Genomic DNA, 20,933 nt, shown 5'->3' with positions numbered 1-20,933 from the left:
GATTTTGCTTGTTTTTCACAGCTAAAAAGGCTTGGAAAACCTATCCAAACCTTAATTTTTTATTTCAGAATCAAACTTGCCACAATAGGACTAATAAAGACATATAGAATACCTGTTACAGCGATTGAAAGACCACCCATGGCACCTGCAACCTGACCATATCTGAAGGCAGTTCCTGTACCTACAGCGTGTCCGGTCCCTCCTAGTGAAAGTCCGATAGCAACTGGGTCTTTAATACCAATCATTTTTAAAAAGACTGGACCCAAGACTGAGGTTAAAATTCCCGTAATAACAACGACGACCAAGGTTACTGTCGTAATCCCCTGCATTTTTTCCGAAATCCCTACAGCCATGGCAGTTGTTACAGACTTAGGAAAGAGAGAGATGGCTAAGAAATAATCCATCCCAAAAAGCTTAGCAATCAAGGCAGTATAACTCGTATTTAAAACACAGGCAACCGTTGATCCAATTAGAATACTCTTATAGTGGTGACGCATGAGGTGCAGATTCTTGTAAAAAGGAACTGCTAGAGCGACCGTTGAAGGAATAATCAAACTATTAAGATAAGAGCCACCTACATAGTAATCCTTGTAGGAAATACCTGTATAATGCAAAATGACGATAATCAAGGCAGTCGATACAAGGAGAGGCGTTGTCAAGGGATTAGGAAAACGGCGATAAATCAAAAGCCCTATTGTGTAAGCTAGTACAGAAAGTGTTAGCCCAAACAAGGGTGTATTAAAAAAATTAGCCACGTTTAACCTCCTCGTAATCACCTTCAAAATGTTTTTTGATGAAACCGACAACTACTGCAATCACTACAATATTAAGAACCAAGGCTCCCATAATAATCAAAATAATAGGGACAATATTCGCTGAAATAGCATTCCATCGTTCCATAATACCGACACCTGCTGGCAAAAATAGAATAGTCATATTGGCAATTAAAAACTCTGCTACTGCATGAATATGACGTAGACGAATCCACTTAAGCTGAAGAGCAATAAGAAGCAAGAATAGGCCAATAATGCTTCCAGGAATAGGTAATTTGAAGAATGTTGAAATAGCTTCACCAATAACGGCAAACAAACAAATCAACATGAATTGAACGTAGTATTTCACGACTTGCCTCCTAGGTTTAATCACCTATTAGTCTACTCCTTTTTTCTTGAATTTCAAGAGTTTTCAGTAAATTCTTTTGAAAAATTAAGAGCCCTATACTAACCTTTTTGAATATGAAAAAACAAGCTCAACACTGAAAGTTGGGCTTGTAAAAAATAGTCAAATATTTATCTTAATCACAATTTCATTTTACAGCCCAAAAAATTCTATTTTTTCAAAATAAGAGACTATTCAGAGAAGTTGTCATAAAAAATTCTTATGTCACCACATACATAGAGGCGGATAAGGTTCCACGATTAGCAAAATATAAATTTGAATCATTTAAACAATCAGACTGACAACCATACCTATCATATTCATTGGTTTGTTCAAACTATAACTCTATTTTTCAACATCTGAGAAAGAAACTACAATGTTGTACTTCTCAGGTCGGTTAGAACTTACAAAATATTTTAGGTAGTAATTGTATTGAGAGCAAACTTATTCGCCACACTTATTCTGAATAATCTCCGCTTAAGTATTCTTTGTTTGTCTCTTCCCCACCATGTCCAAGTCCTCTTTAATAATTCGAAAGTCTGCAAGAAACAAATATATTTCCATATCTATGAAAGTTTTTGGTGCAATTAATCTAAGAATTTCTATGATTTTTTCACTTCTTGAGTATCTCTAGTTTTACGAAGTATTCAATCTAGTTAAGTAGTTATAAATAAAAATATCAAACTTACTATAGCTTGGTTTAACCATTGTGTATTATGTTTTATTCCGACTTTTCTACTACTCATCTCTTATAGGTATCTTACGAATATAAAATTATCGTTACTGATTTCGTCATATCATAAAAAGAAAGCTGAAGGGGAAAATTATTTTAGGAATTTGAAAATAATTATTTGTTCTTTGCCACCCACCCAATAGCATCTGATGGGGGATTATCAATATCAATCCAGATAAATTCTATACCAATTTCACCATTCTTGAATTTACTGAGACGAATACCATTGATTTCTAATTCGTCTAAACGTTGGGCCGTTAGAATTTCTCGTTCAGCAAGTTGGAAAACTCCTCTCAAAATCCAATTCCCAAGAATATCCTGTTTATCTGTAGACTGGATTGCTTTCCCAGAATCTTGGTTAATATAGGCGTCAATAATATCTCCAGATGGTAAGAATCTCAATTTAAACGTTCGATTTTCTTTAGAAAGAGCAAGTTTCTTTGTTCCGGGTTTAAACGTACCAATATTTTTTCCAAAAAAATCTGGTCGTTCGGCATGAAAATGATTTGATTCTGGTATTGGGATGTAAACCTCACTTACAGGTCGGTAAACCAACTTTTCAATACTCTTGATTAAATCCTGATTTTTCGTTGAATAAGCAAAATCTACTAACTTCTCACGAATAATCTTCATTTGATTTTTTTCTTCCTTAGTCTTCCAACTATTTAATAGAATCTCCTCTAATGAATATACCGCAAAAGCCATCTCCTCTGAGGATAACTCGTTTTTAAAGCGATTCTGAAATTTTATTATACGTGGTAGACGGTCTTTCTTAGCTAACTTGGATCCGCCATTAAATCCATTAAAACCAGAATTTTCTTCTACATTTCCATTTTTATCTGTGATTACCCAAGAGACAGTTTCTAAAATATCAGAATCTTTCTTATCTGCTGTCAATAAATGAAGATTCTCAAAAAGATAAAAGGGGTCTTCGACATACTGTACATCCCAAGTATCGACAATAATCTCCTTATTATTAAAAGTCATATGTAGCTGACTATCTGCAGCAGTGTATTTGTAATCATGATGACCATCGGTAAACCTAAAATTCGTTGGATTTTTTAGATTGGTCGACCCTTTAATTTGTAAATTGTCCAAATCAACTGGTAAATAAGATGTCTCGCCCACATGAATTTGAGGGACTCTACCTTTTGGTGTCGGCATTAATACATGATACACAGCCTCCACATGGGTTGAATCTGACTTAAAACCCTTAATCAATGCTTTGGAAGATTCAATTCGTTGATTCCGTAAAGTTGCAATTTTTCGAGCTAATTTTTCATATCGCCCATAATTTTCCCTATCTGCACTTTCTTTATCAGGAGAAATCTCAGCATAAAAAGTAATTTCACTTAGTAATTCATTCCAAGACTGTGAGTCTTTCTTAAACTGAGCAATCTTTTGGTCGCCTGAATTAAGACCAAATGATTTGATACCAACAAGATATTTGTGGTTCTCATCAACGACAACCGAAGCATCATAGGAGGTATTTGCAATATCCTCTCCAACTGCTTGAAAAGCTCTTTGAAAAACTGTTTCTTGAAATTTTGAATTAACAATTGGAGCTACAAAATCCTCTGCGCTATTCTTTTCATCTACTTCTGCTTTTTGTGAAAAGGCCTCACTCAGACTAGCAAAATTGGTAATGAGAGTCTTGTATTTTTCTTTTTGTTCTTGTTTTAGGTGTTCCCACATCAATCAATCCTCACTTCTTGCTTAAGTATATCAAAAGAAGACTAGATTTTCACTAGTCCTCTTACTTATATAATTCGTTAAATAATGATGTAAAACGCTAAATTGCTACGATTTTCGGATAACCTAACATAATTTTAGCTGGAAAAAACAAAACGTATAGATTCATTATCTATTTATGGACAGCATATAGAACTCTTTACTTTTTTTATTACGAATCAACGATTCATACTGTTTATCAGTAATAACTTCAAGATTGCCATCATATTCTTCATAAATTTTTTTGTATGCATCGGCTTCATTATTTACAAAATCTTTAACATACGACTCGCCTTCAAATTGTCCATTCATCTTGATATAGATAATTGCGATATTTCCTGAGCGATCATGTTGAGTTTTACCTATACCCTTGTTTAAAGCCTTAGCAACATTCTCCGCAATGCGTTTAATTACAGGAACAACGACACTGTTTCCTGCTTGTTTATACAGCTGACCGTTAGAAACCCCCCCTGGGAGTCTAAAGGATTTTGGATACCCTTGAACATTAAAGGTTTCTTTCGGAGTCAACTTACGAATCTCACCACTGTCTGTCAAGATCAATGGAACGTTATGTCCGCCTGTTCCCATATTTGCTGTCAGAGTAGGGACTACACCATTCTTATTTTCACGAACGTATTGGCGACGCCATTGGTATACCGTATCCTGACTAGTCACACACTCTTTTAATTCATCATAAAATCTTTGCTTACCTTCTCTGTAATAGAATGCTTCGCCAGGTGTCGCACCAAAATCAATCACATCACTCAAAGAAGTTGTCAAATTGACTTCTTCAGGAAATTCAAAAACATCGTAGGCTTCTTTAGTATCGAAACCAACAATATAGATACGCTCACGGTTTTGTGGGATATTCCCATAGTCTTTCCCATTGAGAACCTTCCACTTGATGAAGTAGTTGTTCTCAGTCAAAGCTTCACGAATGACCTTAAAAGTATTCCCATGGTCATGACCAACCATGTTCTTTACATTTTCGATGAAAATAGCACGAGGTTTACGCCCCTCAATCATGCGAAGCAACTCAAAGAAAAGATCTCCACGATCATCATCAAAGCCCTTGCGATAACCCGCAATACTAAAAGCCTGACAAGGGAATCCTCCCATAATCACATCCACGCGCTCAGCCGGAATGTCTTCCGGCTGCACCGCATGAATATCACGACTATCCAAATGCGTATTTGGATAATTTAAACGATAAGTCTGACGCGCATACTTATCAAACTCATTGGCATACACCACTCTGAACTCGTTGGTTTGTTCAAATCCCAACTCAATTCCCCCAACACCTGAGAAGAAAGCTGCAATGTTGTACTTCTCAGGTCGGTTCGAACTTACAGAATTTGTCATGTAGTAACCTGCTTTCTAAAATATTGACTTTTCTAGTATAACATGAAAAGTTAATTGAAAACAGAAATGACACATTGTTTCTAACCAAAAAATAATAGATACTAAAGAAGTGGGTAATATTTAGAATTTAACGAAGTGTTTATGCATATAGAGCTAGACTCATTACACGTCGATAATGATAATGTTGTGGAGAATTAAAATCTTACGTACCAAAGAAATTTGATTTCCGAAAATTTATTTATTTTTAAAACAATACTCGTCTGTTATTTTCTAGAATATGATCTATATAGCTCATCTTTAACTTTATCAAACATAGCTTTGGACTTCGTTAAGTTAGAATAAGATTTTTTACTTACACTTTCTTCATGATTTACTATAGGTTCTATAAATTTTATAGCTTTTACAATCGCAACATCGTCAGAAACTCTTTCTTTTTCTATGATAATTCGAGTTGCGAATAGAATTAAAAAATCACCTGTAAGAATGAATTGATATTTATCGATATCTGAAGAAGTAATATTGAGAATATGAAGAATCTCGACATTTTCTTCATCATTATTATATTTTTGAAATTTTTTCCTTATATCCACAATAGACTTATATACTTCAAAAGCTTTCATAAAACTTTCAACTGTAATTCTATCTAGAACATTTTTTACTATTTCATCATCATTAAGCAATTCTGCTTTTGATGCTTTAGCTAAATGAGCTTTATCTAAAATATTGTAATATCCTACATAATACTGGAATAACTTTTCGGTATCTATTTTATTTTTTTGTAATTTATCGATTTTTCCTAATTCTTTTAAATGTGAAAACTCATTATATTTAATTTCTAAAAAATATTCTGTTTGTTCAGAAATTTGCTTTTGTAATTCTTTTAAACGTGTATCATTACTAACTGAATAAGAGGTAAACATTTTAGTTTGTGTGTTTAAAGTATAGACTATTTTATTTAATTTATCCTGACGTCCTTCTATCTCGATAATTCGAACTAAGATAGGAGATGAATTATAAGTTTCTATCTTTTCTGGTATACTCTTAACTTTATCTAATACATCAAGTATGGCCCCTACCGTCTGTGCACCGTTAATTATACTACCAGATTCTATAGTAAATTGTTGATTCATAGAATTAAATTTAGCTTTAGGAGAGATAATGGTTATACCATTATTATAAAGTATAAAATTTTCAGGTTCTACATTCAATGTCTCTCGTATAGCAGATGTTACATTTGTTTTACTATTATAATATCTAACATTTCCATCAAATACAGTATTTCTTATTGAGGAAACAGCCTCATATAGTTGTCCAATCGATGATACAAAAGAAAATGATTTAAAATTATCAGACTCAAAGTTTTGTACTACAGAATTTACTTTTAAGTTTATAGTAGGATAATTTTTTTCGTAACAATCTTCATATAGTTTACTTATATATTTAGCTCCACAGATTTCATAATCCGTTTCGTTAAATGTAACGCTTTGTATTTCTTCTTTTGCATCCTTAAAACATTGCTCATGGTCATTAGTTTGTATAGTATACCTTACGCTCCATAACTTAACCTTATAATCCTCTAATTCTCTCACGTCCTTATGTTTATCGATCAACCTTAGATTCCATGCATCAGTATCGAGTTCACTTTTTGTTAAAAAGGCTTTAGTTCCTGAAATTAATTTCAGACTTTCTTCGCTAGTAAAACCGTTTGGAATAGTAGCCACTGATTCAGGAAATTTAAATTGAAAGAAATGAACAACTTTTTGTTCTTTCGATTCATCTATAAAAATAGCATCAATACCATTATCCTTACCACCATCTGTGATAGAATCTATTGCTTCTGAATCATCTACCCCAAATTGCATTTGCAAAAATAATTGAATAAAAGCTATTGAATTACTCACATGATTCTGCTGATCTTTAATATCTTCTACAAGACCTTTTAATTTCGAATAAATTGTTTCTACTTTAGTAGGCATTACTTTCTCCTTTTTGTGTTAAAACTACTTCTAATTATACCAAAAAACACAGCATTCTGCCGTGCTTCTGTGCTTATTTCACCAATTTCTTCATTTCTTCAATACGTACTACTGTCGCATCGTATTTAGCTTGGTAATCTTCTTGTTTGTCGCGTTCTTTTTGGACAACTTCTGGTTTGGCATTAGCTACGAAGCGTTCATTGCTAAGTTTCTTACCAACCATGTCGAGTTCTTTTTGCCATTTGGCCAATTCTTTTTCAAGACGAGCCAATTCTTCTTCGACATTTAGAAGGTCAGCGAGTGGCAAGTAGATTTCTGCACCTGTGATGATGCTTGACATAACCAAGTCAGGTACTTCGACATCTGCTGCAATTCCCAAGTGTTCTGGGTTTGTGAAGCGTTTGATGTAGTTGACATTGTCATTGAAGAAGGCATCGAGCTTGCTGTCGCTTGTCTTAATCAAGATAGTGATTGGTTTGCTTGGAGCTACGTTCACTTCTGCACGAGAGTTACGTACTGAACGAATCACGTCTTTAAGAGCTTCAACGCCCGCTGCTGCTTCTTCGTTTTCAAACTCTGGACGAACCACTGGGTATTCCGCAGTCACAATCGTTCCTTCAGAGATTTGGCCATAGATTTCTTCAGTTACGAATGGCATGATTGGGTGAAGGAGACGCAAGATTTGATCCAAGGTGTAAAGAAGAACAGAACGTGTGATGACTTTTTCGTCCTCGTTATCGCTATAAAGCACTTCCTTAGTCAACTCAACATACCAATCCGCAAACTCATCCCAAATGAAGTTGTAGATGATGTGACCAGCTACACCAAATTCAAACTTATCAAAGTTTTCAGTGACTTTTCCGATAGTTTCGTTGAGGTTGTGGAGAATCCAACGGTCTGTCACGTTACCTGCTTGGCCAGCAGCCACTTTAGCTACATTTTCACGTGCCGCATCCAAGGTCAACCCTTCATTGTTCATGAGGATATAGCGAGAGATGTTCCAAATCTTGTTAATGAAGTTCCAAGACGCATCCATTTTCTCATAAGAGAAACGCACGTCTTGACCTGGTGCAGAACCGTTTGAAAGGAACCAACGAAGAGCATCGGCACCGTATTTCTCGATAACATCCATTGGGTCAATCCCGTTACCAAGTGACTTAGACATCTTACGTCCTTGCTCGTCACGGATAAGACCGTGGATCAAGACGTTCTTAAATGGTTGGCGTCCTGTAAATTCTAATGATTGGAAAATCATACGAGACACCCAGAAGAAGATGATGTCGTAACCTGTTACCAAAGTTGAAGTTGGGAAGTAACGTTTGAAGTCTTCTGCTTCCACATCAGGCCAACCCATAGTTGAGAATGGCCAGAGGGCAGAACTGAACCAAGTATCCAAGACATCTTCGTCTTGTTTCCATCCGTCACCTTCTGGTGCTTCTTCGCCAACGTACATTTCACCCTCAGCATTGTACCAAGCAGGGATTTGGTGACCCCACCAGAGCTGACGAGAGATTACCCAGTCGTGAACATTTTCCATCCATTGAAGGAAGGTGTCGTTGAAACGAGGTGGGTAGAAATCAACCTTGTCGTCTGTGTCTTGGTTTGCGATGGCATTTTTCGCCAATTGATCCATCTTAACGAACCATTGTGTAGACAAACGTGGCTCAACAGGCACACCTGTACGTTCTGAGTGACCAACTGAGTGAGTCATTTTCTCGATTTCAACAAGAGCACCGATTTCTTCCAATTTCTTAACAACTGCCTTACGTGCTTCAAAGCGGTCCATACCGTTGAATTCGCCAGCCAATTCATTCATGGTACCATCATCATTCATAACGTTGACTTGTGGCAAGTTATGACGTTGACCAACCAAGAAGTCATTAGGGTCATGGGCAGGTGTGATTTTAACCACACCAGTACCAAACTCAGGGTCTGCGTGTTCGTCCCCAACGATTGGGATTGGTTTATTCAAGATTGGCAAGATAACATTTTTACCAATCAAGTCTTTATAACGGTCATCATTTGGGTTAACCGCTACGGCAGTATCCCCAAACATAGTCTCAGGACGTGTTGTTGCTACTTCAAGGGCACGTGAACCGTCTTCCAACATGTAGTTCATGTGGTAGAAGGCACCTTCGACATCCTTGTGAATAACCTCGATATCAGAAAGGGCTGTACGGGCTTTCGGATCCCAGTTGATGATAAATTCACCACGGTAGATCCAGCCTTTTTTGTAAAGCTCTACAAAGACTTTACGAACCGCTTTTGAAAGACCTTCGTCAAGAGTGAAACGCTCACGAGAGTAGTCTACAGAGAGACCCATCTTACCCCATTGTTGCTTGATAGTTGATGCATACTCACCTTTCCATTCCCAGACTTTATCAAGGAATTTTTCACGGCCAAGGTCATAACGAGAGATGCCGTCTTCAGCCAAACGCGCTTCTACTTTAGCTTGAGTGGCAATCCCTGCGTGGTCCATACCTGGAAGCCAAAGCGTATCGAAACCTTGCATACGTTTTTGACGGATGATGATATCTTGCAAGGTTGTATCCCAAGCGTGACCAAGGTGAAGTTTTCCAGTTACGTTTGGTGGTGGAATAACGATTGAATAAGGCTTAGCTTTTTTATCGCCTGAAGGCTTGAAAACATCTTCATCAAGCCATTTTTGGTAACGACCAGCCTCAACCTCGGCTGGATTGTATTTTGGTGAAAGTTCTTTAGACATGTGTGTGTCCTTTCTAGTTATTTCTATGTTTATTTAAATTTTTATTAATAAATAATTAATTATCTTTTTTAAACCTTATCCCATTTCCCTTTAGCTTCTGAACGGTAACAGGACCAATTCCCTTCAAAGCGAGGATTTCTTTTTCTGTCCAATTTTTAAAGTCAGCAGACGTTTGAATTCCATTTTCAACAAAAATGCGGACAATATCCATCCGAATTCCCTTCATTTTCTCTTCTCGCATAAACGAGAACCAGTTAGTTACCGTATATAACTTTTCCGCTAAATCAGGAGGGCTAGTAATTCCTGATATAGAGCAAAATTTCTCTGCTTCATTTGTCAAAAAGTCTGTCAAAATAATATTTTCCTGTAAATAATCAGACATAGGATACAGGCTAGCTTGTAGCGATTCGACTGAATTTGGGTAATAACATTCCAGTTCTTCTATTTCAGGAATCTTAAAGGGCCAATCTTCATCTATAAAATAGTCAACAGCATCATCGTTGATTTCCACAAGTTTTGCAAATAATTTACTTGCCTCTTCAACCTTTCCTCTAGAGAAAGCAGAAATAATAGCATGTATCAACACAGTATCACTACGTATTCCTTGATTCAGTTCTTCCTGATAGAACCGTTCAACTTTAGATTCTTGGCCAGTGATATGATATAGAGAGAGCATACAGAAAACAAAGTTAGGAGGGAATCGCTCTGGTTGTTTACTTAAGTATAAGTTAACCATTTCCAAAGCCTTATAATAAAATCTTTCCGCCATATAATATTCAATCAGAAACATAAGAGCAGTTAGGATCGGGCGTGCTTCAAAGGAGTTCCAATTGTTATACCCATTGATTTTCCATTTTTCTAAAACCAGAGTTTCAAATTCCAATACTCTTTTAAAAGTTGGTAAGTCAATGTCTTGAACAGTCGAAAGAAAAAGATGATACTCGGCAGCAAAATAATCTGGGTTAAGCTTTAAAACTTGTTTTAACAGTTTATTTCTCTTTTGTTTATTTGGAGTATACATAGCTTCTCTGAATAAAGCATGATCTTGATTCCAATCAAAAGTCCCGGTTCCCAATTTGGAATTGATTTCCTGAACATCCGGATAAACCCCATATTCATAAAAATATTGCATCATTGCTATGTTTTGTTCATCAAAATTTTGAATTTTCCGACGTTCTACAAAGACAGGTTGATACCCAAGTGATTCTGTCAATGCAATTTCTTCTTCAGAAACAACTTTTATCATCAATTTTTGCTTACGCTTAAATTCTTTTTGTCGATTTTTCTTTTTAGCCATCTATCATTACTTCCCACTCACTCTTCAACAAGCCATACATCAAACTGTCACAGCGATTTCCTTGGGCATCTTTGCGGTCCCTTACACAAGCTTCGAGGGTAAAACCAAGCTTCTCAGCGACGCGTTGACTTTGGACATTGTAGCCAAAACATGTCAGCTCAATCTTGTGAAGGCCCAAATCCTTAAATCCTAGGTCAATCAAAGCACGCGCCGCTTCTGGCACATAGCTTCGGCCCCAATAATCTGGGTGCAAGGTATAGCCAATTTCCAGCACATCATCTTCGTGGCGATGGTTGAAATCAACAGAACCGATCACTTTATCAGTCCCCTTGACCACAATGCCATAACCAGCTGGAAGATTGTCCTTTTCATTGCGATCGGGAAGGATATGCTCTAGGTAATAGATCTCATCTTCCAAGGTCTTAACGGGTGGAAAGCCTGCTGGGTAAGAGACTTCTGGACGACTGGCAAAATCAAAGATATCTTCGGCATCCGCTACTGTTCGGACTCGTAAAAGAAGACGTTCTGTTTCGATTTGTTCTGGTAATTCAGCTCTTGTCATTCTTCTTCCTCGCTTTCTTGATGAAGCTTCCCATGGGGTCGATTCGGTCATCTAGATAGCGATAGACACGCTTATGTCCATCTCCCATAAAGTAAGCCGGTGCAAAACGGTCATTTTTAAAATGTTCCCTATCATCCAACAAATCAGATTCAGCCAGACGGTCTAGAATCTTAGCAAAGATATGACAGATACCATCTTCATCAATAATTCTGTCTACCTTACAATCCAAAACGACTGGACAAGCATCCAAAATAGGTGCTTGTGTCAGTTCAGAAGGTCGGAAATCCAAGCCAAGTTTAGCAATCTTTTCACGATGGCTAATAAAACCAGCCTGTTCCATCTCTAGCATGAGGTTTTCATCAGGAATATTCACTGTAAATTTCTGATAATGTTTAATCTGGTCTGCCGCATTTTCCTCGCTACCAACCCCGATGACTAGCCAATCTCCTAGACTATAGGAAGAACTACAAGTCGTCACATTATAGCCATGTGTCTGGTCCTGGTAACCCAAGATAAAAATGGGAAAACCATAATACAATTTACTGGTCTCAAAAGATTGCTTCATGTCACCCTCCTTTGGTAGGAACGTAGACCTCGCTTTCGCTCCGTCTGCATCAATATCTCTAAATTCACCTGCGACCTTCGGTCTTCGTTCTTTAAAAGATATAGAAAATCCCTGCCATAATATGACAGGGACGAATGTGTATCCGCGGTACCACCCAGTTTTGAGTGGCAACCACTCACAGCTTTCTTGATTCAATTTGACCATCAGCAACCAGCTTTGACATTTGTGCGGATTTCTCAGTACCACCGCTTCCTGTGACAAATGGGCTTCAAAGCACCTCTGATTGGTCTTATTCTATCACATTTTTAATCTCAAGACAAACGAAATTATGGGGAAGATGTTATCACAATAAGCCAGACTACAGATTCCACCTTGAAACATAAATACAATGCATCACTTCTTATTCTCATAAGAAAAATCCCTGTCTTCCGACAAGGATTGTATCTTATTTTTCTTCCTTAGCTCTTTCTTCTTTTAGCCATTTTTCATAGCTTTCAAGTAGATTGATAGCCATTTGGGTTGCCAAGGCTAGTGAGAAAGCTTCTGTACCTTCAGTTGTTTCGTCTTGGACTTCCAATTTACTTTCTTCGTAAATGGCTTTGAGAGCCTTATTGCTAAGCGTGTCTTTAAATGCTTGGAATTCTTTCATGGTCAAAGCCTCCTTGATTCTACGGCAACCTTTACAGCCACTGTTACCGTTTTCACTTTAAGTTTACACCATTTCAGAGAAATTGCAAGGATTTTCCTCAATGATAAGGAGAGCTTTCACTCTATCTGTGACCTACTGAGCAGGAGTCGCAACCCCTGTGAGATACTCAGTTGTATAGGCTACGATAGCTCCCGAATCAGCATTTACTGCGTATTTATAACGCAAATGACTCACTGCATAATCAAAGCTAATATTGTAGACTTTCCCGCTTCCTTCAGTCTTCAAATCTACCGTCAAGTTCGTTACAGAACCTTCAGCCAATCCCGCATGATTGAGTGCTGTTGTTTGAGCAGCTTCTTTAGATACTGGTGGCTCATCCTTGCTTTCGCTAGACTGACTCTCATCTTTAGTCTCTTCACCTTTTTTAGTATCATCCTCATCCTTAGATGTTGGATGGTCACTCTTATGTTTCAAAATAGATCCTGACTGACCATCAATAGTGTATTCAAAATGATTGTCGGGTGTTGTAAAACTAACACTATAGCTTCCATGTAATCCAATACGTAATTTTGAGATTGCTGATTGAGAAATCTCAGAAGTTTGGACACCAGCATTTTTGTAGGCGATGTCTGCCACATCTTGTTCTGACAAGCGATAACCCGAACCGTTAAAAACAAACAGGGCTACAGCAATAGCAACTGGAATAGCAAGCAGAATCAGATAGCTCGCTAGCTTTTTCATTTTTCGCATAAAATACTCCATTATTTTAATCTAATATCACTATTATATCTTAAAATTCTAAAATTGTCAGATAAGCTTGATTAATTTTTAGAACGGCATTATAAAAAGTTCCCGATAGCTATCAGGAACTTCTATGAAATGTTACTATTTGGCCAGTTACAAAGACTAGGATGGCCATCCAGATAAAGAGGAAGCCTTTCAATTCTCCAAAGCTGACCGTCTCACCAAAAATGAGAATGGCTACAAGAAGTTGAATGGTAGGATTAAGATACTGGATGAAACCGATAAGGTTAAGCGGTGCCCTTTTGACTGCTTCTGAGAAGCAAAGCAAAGGAACAGCCGTCACTACACCTGAGATGACTAGAAGAAACATCTCCAAGCTCGAATAGGAAGAAAATGATTCTGGAGAAAAGAATATGAGATAGATAGCTACAAAAGGTAGTAGCAAGCCACTTTCTACTAGCATGGCTACGTCACTGGAGAGCTTAACCCCTTTTTTGATTAAACCATAGAAACCAAAGGTCAGGGCCAATCCCAAAGAAACCATGGGAAGTTTTCCTGTATTGACAACAAGAACCAGTACTCCTATAAAGGCCAATACCACTGCTGCCCACATGGTCCTACTCAATGATTCACGAAGAAAAATGAGGGCAAATAGGATAGAAACAATAGGCATAATGTAATAGCCCAAGCTAGCCTGCGTCGCTTGACCATGACCCACAGCATAGATATAAATCAACCAGTTAGCTGCTATGAGAAAGCTGGCAAGTAGCATGCGAAGTAAGACTTTCTTATCCTGCCAAAGTTCGACTAGCTCACCTTTGAAACGTGCATTTTGCTTAGCAACTAGGGCATAGACCAACATAGTCACTACAGTAAAAACAATTCGCCATGAGAAGGTGTTATAAGCCGAAACACCTGCTAGGAGCTTCCAAAAAAGGGATAAAAATCCCCATTGAATATAAGTCGCTAGACCAAAGAGTAGCCCTTGATTTTTTCTACTCAACGACAACACCTGCTTTATCCACAGATAGGATGAAGGTTTCACCATCTAAACCAAGACCATCTATTGCCGTTTTAAGAGCCTCAGCCTGATCATTTGGCGTCAAGGTCATAACTGTTGGGCCAGCGCCTGAGAGATAGGTCGCATAAGCACTGTATTGGCCTGACAATTCTTTAATAGTCGCAAATTCTTTAACCAGTTTTTGACGGTAGCGTTCGTGGAACATGTCTCCTTGGATAGCACGTCCCGCCTTAACCAAATCACCTGCAAAGAGGGCAGCAATGGCAACGTTGGCAATAGATGATGCAGCCACAGCTTCTTTGTAAGACAAGTCACTTGGAAGCACCCCACGTGAATCAGACGTCTTGAGTTCATAGCTCGGAATGAAGGCTACAAAGGCACACTCTGGAAAATCTGTAACGATGCTATTAACATGCTCGTCCACATAAGAGGCCACAACAAGATTCCCAAAAATAGCTGGAGCAACATTGTCCGGGTGACCTTCAATCTTGGTCGCAATATCAAGTTTATCATCGTCTGAGAGCTTCAAGTCTGCCAATTGATTGGCCAACTCGATTCCTGCGACAATAACAGAACTTGAAGAACCTAGCCCACGCGCCAAGGGAATATCTGATGTCATCACCAATTTATGAGGCTGCAAATCAGACTTCACTTGCAAGGCTGTTGAAATGAGGAGGTTATTTTCATCTGAGGGAATATCTCCCAAATCATGTTCAATATGCCATGCATCTGCTGGTTCAAGCACCTCGATTGTCAAATATTTAGAAACGGCAACACCTACAGAGTCAAAACCTGGACCAATATTGGCAGATGTTGCTGGAACAGTAATTTTCATAATAATACACCAAAAGGAGGAAAGCCATCAGCGACTTTTCTCCTTGAATACCTTTCTTATACGCACCAGTATGGGCTTATCAATTAGTTAGACAAAACTTTCAATGTGTTGACAACTGTGAAATCTTCTGCTGCTTCAAGTTTTTCAGTAACAGCTTTAAGTTGTGTCTTAGACATAGCATGTGTAATCACAACGATACGAGCTGTTGTGCCATTTGCTTTTTGTTGCAAGACTTGTTCAAATGAAATATCTTCTGAGTTGAAGATTTCAGACAAGTGAAGGATTTTACCTTTTTCGTCTGGCGTATCAAGGGCAAAGTAGTAGTTGCTCTTAACGTCTGCTGGATTAGCCAATGGCAAGTCGCGACGGAACTCGTTAAATGGTTTACCAACATTACCATCTGAAAGACGACGAGCAATACGGATAATGTCTGCCAAAACAGATGTTGCTGTTGGTTTTTGACCAGCACCTGGTCCGTAGTACATTGATTCGCCAATACCGATAGATTCAACAAAGACCGCATTCATAACATCGTTAACGCTAGCAAGTGGGTGATTTTTTGGCAAGAATGTTGGTGATACTTCTGCTGAGATACCTGATTCTACTTCACGCACATCACCAACCAATTTGATGACATAGCCCAATTCTTGAGCGACAGCTACATCATCAGTAGAGATGTTTGTAATCCCCTTGTGAGTCACATCGTCGAAATCAATTGTGGCACCAAAACCAAATTGGCTAAGGATAACAGCTTTATAAGCAGCGTCAATACCTTCAACGTCGTTGGTTGGATCACTTTCAGCATAACCAAGTTCTTGGGCAGTCTTAAGAGCATCCTCATATGACCAACCTTCGTCAACCATCTTAGTCATCATAAAGTTAGATGTTCCGTTAAGCACACCAAGGATACGTGTCACCTTGTCAGATGTCAAAGAATTAGCCAAAGTACGCAAAATTGGAATACCACCAGCAACAGCAGCTTCATAGTAGAAAGCCACACCCTTATCTTGGGCAAGAGAAATCAACTCTTTGCCGTGAGTAGCAATCAAGTCTTTGTTAGCAGAAACAACGTTTTTACCTGCTTCAAGTGCTTTTGTGATAAAAGTACGAGCTGGCTCGATACGACCCATCAATTCAACAACGATTTGAATCTCGTCATCGTTAAGGATTTCGTCAACATTTGTGACAAAATTGTAGTCATTGCCTGCAGCGATAAGACGATTTTTTTCCTCGTCATCTTTAACCAAAACTTTTGCAATTTCAAGTTGGTCACGTGAGGCTGCAAGAACCTTTTCGCCATTTTCCTTCAAAAGGAAAGGAATACCGCTAGCTACTGTACCAAAGCCAAGCAATCCAATTTTAATAGACATTTACGATTTCTCCTTAAAAACATACATTTTTTTAATTGTAACATATTTCTATCGGAATTGACAGAATATTGTTGCCATTTAAGGAGCTAAGTATTCTTTTTTACTGAAAATTCTGTGCATTTCCACTCCATTTTTGTTAGAATAATAGCTAGACCTATTTGAAAGGGGATACAATGACTTCTCAAAAGAAAAAATCAACTTACGCTAACAGAAAGAAACTGAACCTTCTTCTGCTTTTACTAAATCTAGTCCTCCTTGGCTTACTGGCAGTTTTTATGTTAAACCGACCAAAGCAGTCTGCAAATAGCCAAAAAGGAACCCAGACAAGCCAATCTACGAGTACAGCAAAATGGAAAACCTATGACGAGCCTGTCCAAATCCCTATCCTGATGTATCATGCCGTACACGTCATGGATCCATCTGAAGCTTCCAACGCCAACCTTATCGTTGACCCAGACCTCTTCGAGACACAAATCAAGGCCTTGGCTAATGCAGGTTACTATTTCCTAACGCCTGAAGAAGCCTATAAGGCCTTCACCGAAAATGCCTTGCCTGCTAAGAAGGTTGTCTGGTTGACCTTTGATGATGGTAACGAAGATTTCTATACGATTGCCTATCCGATTCTCAAAAAATACAAGGCTAAGGCGACCAACAATGTAATCACTGGCTTTGTTAAGAAGGGAAATGCTGGAAATCTTACCGTCAAGCAGATGAAAGAAATGATGGCGCACGGCATGAGCTTCCAGTCTCATACGGTTAACCACCCTGATTTGTCAGCCACTGACAAGGCAACACAAAAGGTTGAATTAACGGATTCTATTGACTTCCTTGAAAACAAACTCAATACCAAGGTCAATACCATTGCCTACCCATCAGGTCGCTACAATCAAACGACACTGGACCTAGCTAAGAAAACATACAAGTTAGGACTAACAACCAACGAAGGACTCGCTAGTGCCAAGGATGGTCTCCTCTCACTTAATCGTGTCCGTATTCTGCCAACAACAACAGCTAAAGGACTTCTCAGCGAGATTGCTACTGACAATGAGTAAAAGAAATCACTTGATTCAAGAATCAAGTGATTTTTATGTTCTAGTCAAATATTTCTGATAGGATAGCCACACCCTTTTCGATTTCAGTATCACTTAGGGTGATTGGTGGCAAAAGACGAATCACATTTGTCCCTGCAGTTAAGACAATCAACCCTTTATCTCTAGCTGCCTGAACTAGTTCTCCCAGATTGCCAGTGGTCTCAATTCCAATCATATAACCTAAACCACGCACAGTTGTAACTGTCTCTTTATCAGATAAAGCCGCCTGCAATTGTTCTTGTAGTTTGTTCCCATTTTCAAGAGCAGTATCCAGAAAACCTGGAGCCAACATAACTTCAAGCGTAGCCTTGGCCGCCGCCATGGCCAGTTTATTTCCTCCAAAGGTAGAGCCATGACTTCCGTAAGAAAAAGCTGCCCCAAGGGAGGACTTGGCAAGCATGGCACCAACTGGCACCCCATTGGCCAAACCTTTGGCTAAAGTAAAGATATCTGGTTCAATATCGTAGTGCTCATAAGCATAAAGCTTACCAGTACGACCAATTCCTGTCTGAACCTCATCTACAATGAGGTAAATACCTGTCTCCTTACAAAAATCAGACAAAGCCTTAACAAAGTCCTGATCCGCAGGTTGCACACCTGATTCCCCTTGAACCAACTCCAGCATAATAGCCGCAGTTGCTTCATTGGCTAGGGACTTGACACTGTCTATGTCATTGAAAATAGCATAGCTAAAGTGGGGCACACCTTCACCAAAACCTTGTTTGATTTTATCCTGACCAGTGGCAGACATAGATCCAAACGTTCGACCATGGAAGGAATTTTGGAAGGTAATGATTTCTTGTTTACCCGAAGCCTTACGGGCAATTTTGATGGCTGCCTCATTGGCCTCTGCACCACTGTTACAGAAAAAGGCCAGATAGTCCTTGTCACCAATTAAAAGGTTAGCAACATCTTCTTGCAACTGATTGTGATAAAGATTAGGCTGGTGCAAAATCTTGCCCACCTGATCTGTCAAAGCCTGATTGACATGGGGATGGTAACCCAGATTGGTTACCCCAATACCTGATGAAAAATCCAAGTAGGTCTTGCCATCTGTATCCGTCAAATAATTGCCCTGAGCCGAAGCAAAATCAATCGCTGCCCGCTTATAGTTTGAAAATAATTTTGTCATCTCTTACTCCTTGATTATGGTACCGTCTGTCAGGTTATCACCAATAATGACCTGCTCGACACCAGCCTGAACTGTCTGAACAGCACTTTGAATTTTAGGAATCATGCCTCCAGTAACCACACCTGAATCTATTTTTTTCTGAACGTCCACAAAATTCAGCTGCTCCAAAACCTGACCATTTTCTAAAACGCCCTTGACATCTGTCAGAAGGATAAGTTTTTTAGCACCTAGACTAATCGCCACTGCTCTGGCAAGGTAATCGGCATTAATATTGAGCAAATCCCCCTGCTCACTATAGCCTAGACTCGGAATCAAGGGAAGTTTGCCTTGAGATAGGAGGCTCACTAGGGTTTGATTAGTGATGTTTTTGACCTCACCCACAAAACCATAGGTCTCTTGATCTAAGAAATCAGCATGAACAAGGTCTGACAATTCATCTACAAGCTGATAGGCTGGCAAACCTGCAGTAGTCAACTCACCTGCTAAGTTTTTCCCAACCATGTCAACCAAAGCTTCTTTGATCAAAGCCATATCTGACTGACCCGTCACACGAAGACCATTGACCTTGTGAATTGGAATATGATTCTCCTCCATCAGCTGATTAATAGCAAAACCGCCCCCATGAACGATAACAATTTTTTGACCAGCCTGCTGCCATTCTGACAGTTTAGTCAATATCTCAGGAGTTAGCTGCTTACTGGCTACTCCACCAATCTTGATTACAATATATTCAGTAGTCATCAGTTAACTCCTTTATCATAGATAACTTAAGTATGGTAGAGGGCATTAATCTTAACGTAACCGTAGGAAAGATCACACCCCCATGCAGTTCCTTTTTCATGACCAGCATGAAGATCTACCGTTATAGTAACTTCATCATCATGCATGATGTCTTTCATTTCTTCATCATCAAAGGAAACAGGACTAGAGGCCAACATAACTGGCAGACCGCCAAGCATAATATCAACATTATCCACAGGAACATCCACACCAGCGTAGCCAACAGCGGCTAAAATACGTCCCCAGTTAGGATCTTCACCAAAGATAGCCGTTTTAACTAGGCTTGAACCGACAACTGATTTTGCCATCATACGTGCATCAAGGGCATTAGGGGCATTAACCACATCAACTTGGATGAGTTTATTAGCACCTTCACCGTCCTTGGCAATTTTCTTAGCCAACTCTTGCATCACAAAATTCAGCATCTTCGAAAATTTATCGAATTCTGGTGTATCTGGCAGAATCTCTTCATTGAGCGTGCAACCATTTGACATAACAAGAACCATATCATTGGTTGAAGTATCTCCGTCAACTGTAATCTGATTAAAGGTCTTTTCCACATTTTGGCTCAAGGCCAATTGCAGGGTGTCACTAGAAATATTAGCATCACAAGTAACAAATCCAAGCATGGTCGCCATATTAGGGTGAATCATCCCTGAGCCCTTAGCGACACCAGCCATAGTGACCACATCACGTCCAAAGGTCTCCGTCACAGCAATGGTCTTAGTCGCTGTATCAGTCGTCAAAATCGCCTTGGCAAAATCATCAGCATTCCCATTAACCACCAACTTGGAAAGACCATTTTTCAAGGTATCCATTGGTAGCAACTCACCGATAATCCCTGTAGAAGCTACACCAATCAAATCTGGTTCAACACCTAGCTTTTCAGCGGTCCACTCCTGCATAGTGTAAGCATCCTCCAAACCTTGAGTCCCTGTACAAGAATTGGCTACACCTGAGTTAACAACGATAGCTTTCATTTTTCCAGCCTTTTTAACTGAGGTCTTGGTCACAATTAGAGGAGCTGCAATAACCTTATTGGTCGTGTAAACACCTGCAACACTGGCTGGTTTTTCAGAGACAATCCAACCAAAATCCATTTTTCTCTTTTTAAATCCCGCATGTAGCCCATCTGCTGAGAATCCCAGCGGACTAGCAATTGTTCCATCGATGACTTTCATATTTTTTTCTCCTAACTCTAT

The 20,933-nt window shown here is 38.9% G+C and carries 18 protein-coding genes; 1 reads left to right on the top strand and 17 read right to left on the bottom strand.

The genetic code is table 11. From position 1 onward, the window contains the following. Window positions 1–59 precede the first annotated feature (59 nt). The 14 genes from NSQ79_RS02490 to NSQ79_RS02425 all read right to left on the bottom strand — a co-directional run bounded on the left by NSQ79_RS02490 (window position 60) and on the right by NSQ79_RS02425 (window position 16,728). Entirely contained in the window at window positions 60–755 is a 696-nt protein-coding gene (locus NSQ79_RS02490) for an LrgB family protein (protein ID WP_002884772.1), read from the bottom strand. Beyond that, entirely contained in the window at window positions 748–1,122 is a 375-nt protein-coding gene (locus NSQ79_RS02485) for a CidA/LrgA family protein (RefSeq protein ID WP_002884266.1), read from the bottom strand. The genes NSQ79_RS02490 and NSQ79_RS02485 overlap by 8 nt, the downstream gene beginning before the upstream one ends. An 883-nt stretch (window positions 1,123–2,005) precedes the next feature. Continuing rightward, a complete protein-coding gene (locus NSQ79_RS02480; RefSeq protein WP_049528269.1) occupies window positions 2,006–3,586 on the bottom strand; it encodes a hypothetical protein in 1,581 nt (526 codons plus the stop codon). Window positions 3,587–3,751: 165 nt separating this feature from the next. Next, a complete protein-coding gene (locus NSQ79_RS02475) occupies window positions 3,752–4,984 on the bottom strand; it encodes a DNA cytosine methyltransferase (RefSeq protein ID WP_049528272.1) in 1,233 nt (410 codons plus the stop codon). A gap of 263 nt (window positions 4,985–5,247) precedes the next feature. Continuing rightward, window positions 5,248–6,960, bottom strand: coding sequence for an AIPR family protein (locus NSQ79_RS02470; RefSeq protein WP_164332319.1), 1,713 nt, complete (start codon window positions 6,958–6,960; stop codon window positions 5,248–5,250). A 73-nt stretch (window positions 6,961–7,033) separates the two neighbouring features. Continuing rightward, entirely contained in the window at window positions 7,034–9,685 is a 2,652-nt protein-coding gene (locus NSQ79_RS02465; RefSeq protein WP_049528277.1) for a valine--tRNA ligase, read from the bottom strand. A gap of 55 nt (window positions 9,686–9,740) precedes the next feature. Continuing rightward, entirely contained in the window at window positions 9,741–10,982 is a 1,242-nt protein-coding gene (locus tag NSQ79_RS02460) for a hypothetical protein (RefSeq protein ID WP_013990181.1), read from the bottom strand. Beyond that, on the bottom strand, window positions 10,975–11,544 hold the full coding sequence (locus NSQ79_RS02455) for a GNAT family protein (RefSeq protein ID WP_049528280.1): 570 nt from the start codon (window positions 11,542–11,544) through the stop codon (window positions 10,975–10,977). Before NSQ79_RS02455 ends, NSQ79_RS02460 begins: the two co-directional genes overlap by 8 nt. After that, window positions 11,531–12,109 carry a flavin reductase family protein gene (locus tag NSQ79_RS02450; RefSeq protein WP_049528282.1) on the bottom strand — a complete coding sequence of 193 codons (579 nt, stop codon included), beginning with the start codon at window positions 12,107–12,109 and terminating at the stop codon, window positions 11,531–11,533. Before NSQ79_RS02450 ends, NSQ79_RS02455 begins: the two co-directional genes overlap by 14 nt. A 445-nt stretch (window positions 12,110–12,554) precedes the next feature. Continuing rightward, window positions 12,555–12,758 (bottom strand): hypothetical protein, encoded by a 204-nt coding sequence (locus NSQ79_RS02445; protein WP_002886082.1) that lies wholly within the window; start codon window positions 12,756–12,758, stop codon window positions 12,555–12,557. Window positions 12,759–12,890: 132 nt separating this feature from the next. After that, complete coding sequence (locus tag NSQ79_RS02440; RefSeq protein WP_049528285.1) at window positions 12,891–13,508, bottom strand: PepSY domain-containing protein; 618 nt, start codon at window positions 13,506–13,508, stop codon at window positions 12,891–12,893. 112 nt (window positions 13,509–13,620) lie between these two features. Next, window positions 13,621–14,505 carry an EamA family transporter RarD gene (gene rarD, locus NSQ79_RS02435; protein WP_049528288.1) on the bottom strand — a complete coding sequence of 295 codons (885 nt, stop codon included), beginning with the start codon at window positions 14,503–14,505 and terminating at the stop codon, window positions 13,621–13,623. Continuing rightward, on the bottom strand, window positions 14,498–15,358 hold the full coding sequence (gene thrB, locus NSQ79_RS02430) for a homoserine kinase (protein WP_049528291.1): 861 nt from the start codon (window positions 15,356–15,358) through the stop codon (window positions 14,498–14,500). Before thrB ends, rarD begins: the two co-directional genes overlap by 8 nt. An 83-nt stretch (window positions 15,359–15,441) precedes the next feature. Beyond that, window positions 15,442–16,728 carry a homoserine dehydrogenase gene (locus NSQ79_RS02425; protein WP_002885943.1) on the bottom strand — a complete coding sequence of 429 codons (1,287 nt, stop codon included), beginning with the start codon at window positions 16,726–16,728 and terminating at the stop codon, window positions 15,442–15,444. 173 nt (window positions 16,729–16,901) lie between these two features. Here NSQ79_RS02425 and NSQ79_RS02420 point away from each other — a divergent pair, with 173 nt between their 5' ends. Beyond that, entirely contained in the window at window positions 16,902–17,780 is an 879-nt protein-coding gene (locus NSQ79_RS02420; RefSeq protein ID WP_164332318.1) for a polysaccharide deacetylase family protein, read from the top strand. Window positions 17,781–17,820: 40 nt separating this feature from the next. Here the strand turns inward: NSQ79_RS02420 and NSQ79_RS02415 are convergent, their stop codons facing one another. The 3 genes from NSQ79_RS02415 to argJ are packed head-to-tail and all read right to left on the bottom strand — an operon-like array spanning window position 17,821 to window position 20,912. Beyond that, window positions 17,821–18,951: an acetylornithine transaminase gene (locus tag NSQ79_RS02415; RefSeq protein ID WP_002886773.1), complete on the bottom strand. Its 1,131-nt coding sequence runs from the start codon at window positions 18,949–18,951 to the stop codon at window positions 17,821–17,823. Between the two features lie 3 nt (window positions 18,952–18,954). Beyond that, entirely contained in the window at window positions 18,955–19,692 is a 738-nt protein-coding gene (gene argB / locus NSQ79_RS02410; protein WP_002886771.1) for an acetylglutamate kinase, read from the bottom strand. 26 nt (window positions 19,693–19,718) lie between these two features. Next, window positions 19,719–20,912: a bifunctional glutamate N-acetyltransferase/amino-acid acetyltransferase ArgJ gene (argJ, locus tag NSQ79_RS02405; protein WP_164332317.1), complete on the bottom strand. Its 1,194-nt coding sequence runs from the start codon at window positions 20,910–20,912 to the stop codon at window positions 19,719–19,721. Window positions 20,913–20,933 lie beyond the last annotated feature (21 nt).

Source organism: Streptococcus sp. FSL W7-1342 (genome assembly GCF_037966635.1).
GTDB classification, from domain to species: domain Bacteria; phylum Bacillota; class Bacilli; order Lactobacillales; family Streptococcaceae; genus Streptococcus; species Streptococcus salivarius_D.
This window is presented reverse-complemented; position numbering and strand designations above follow the sequence as displayed.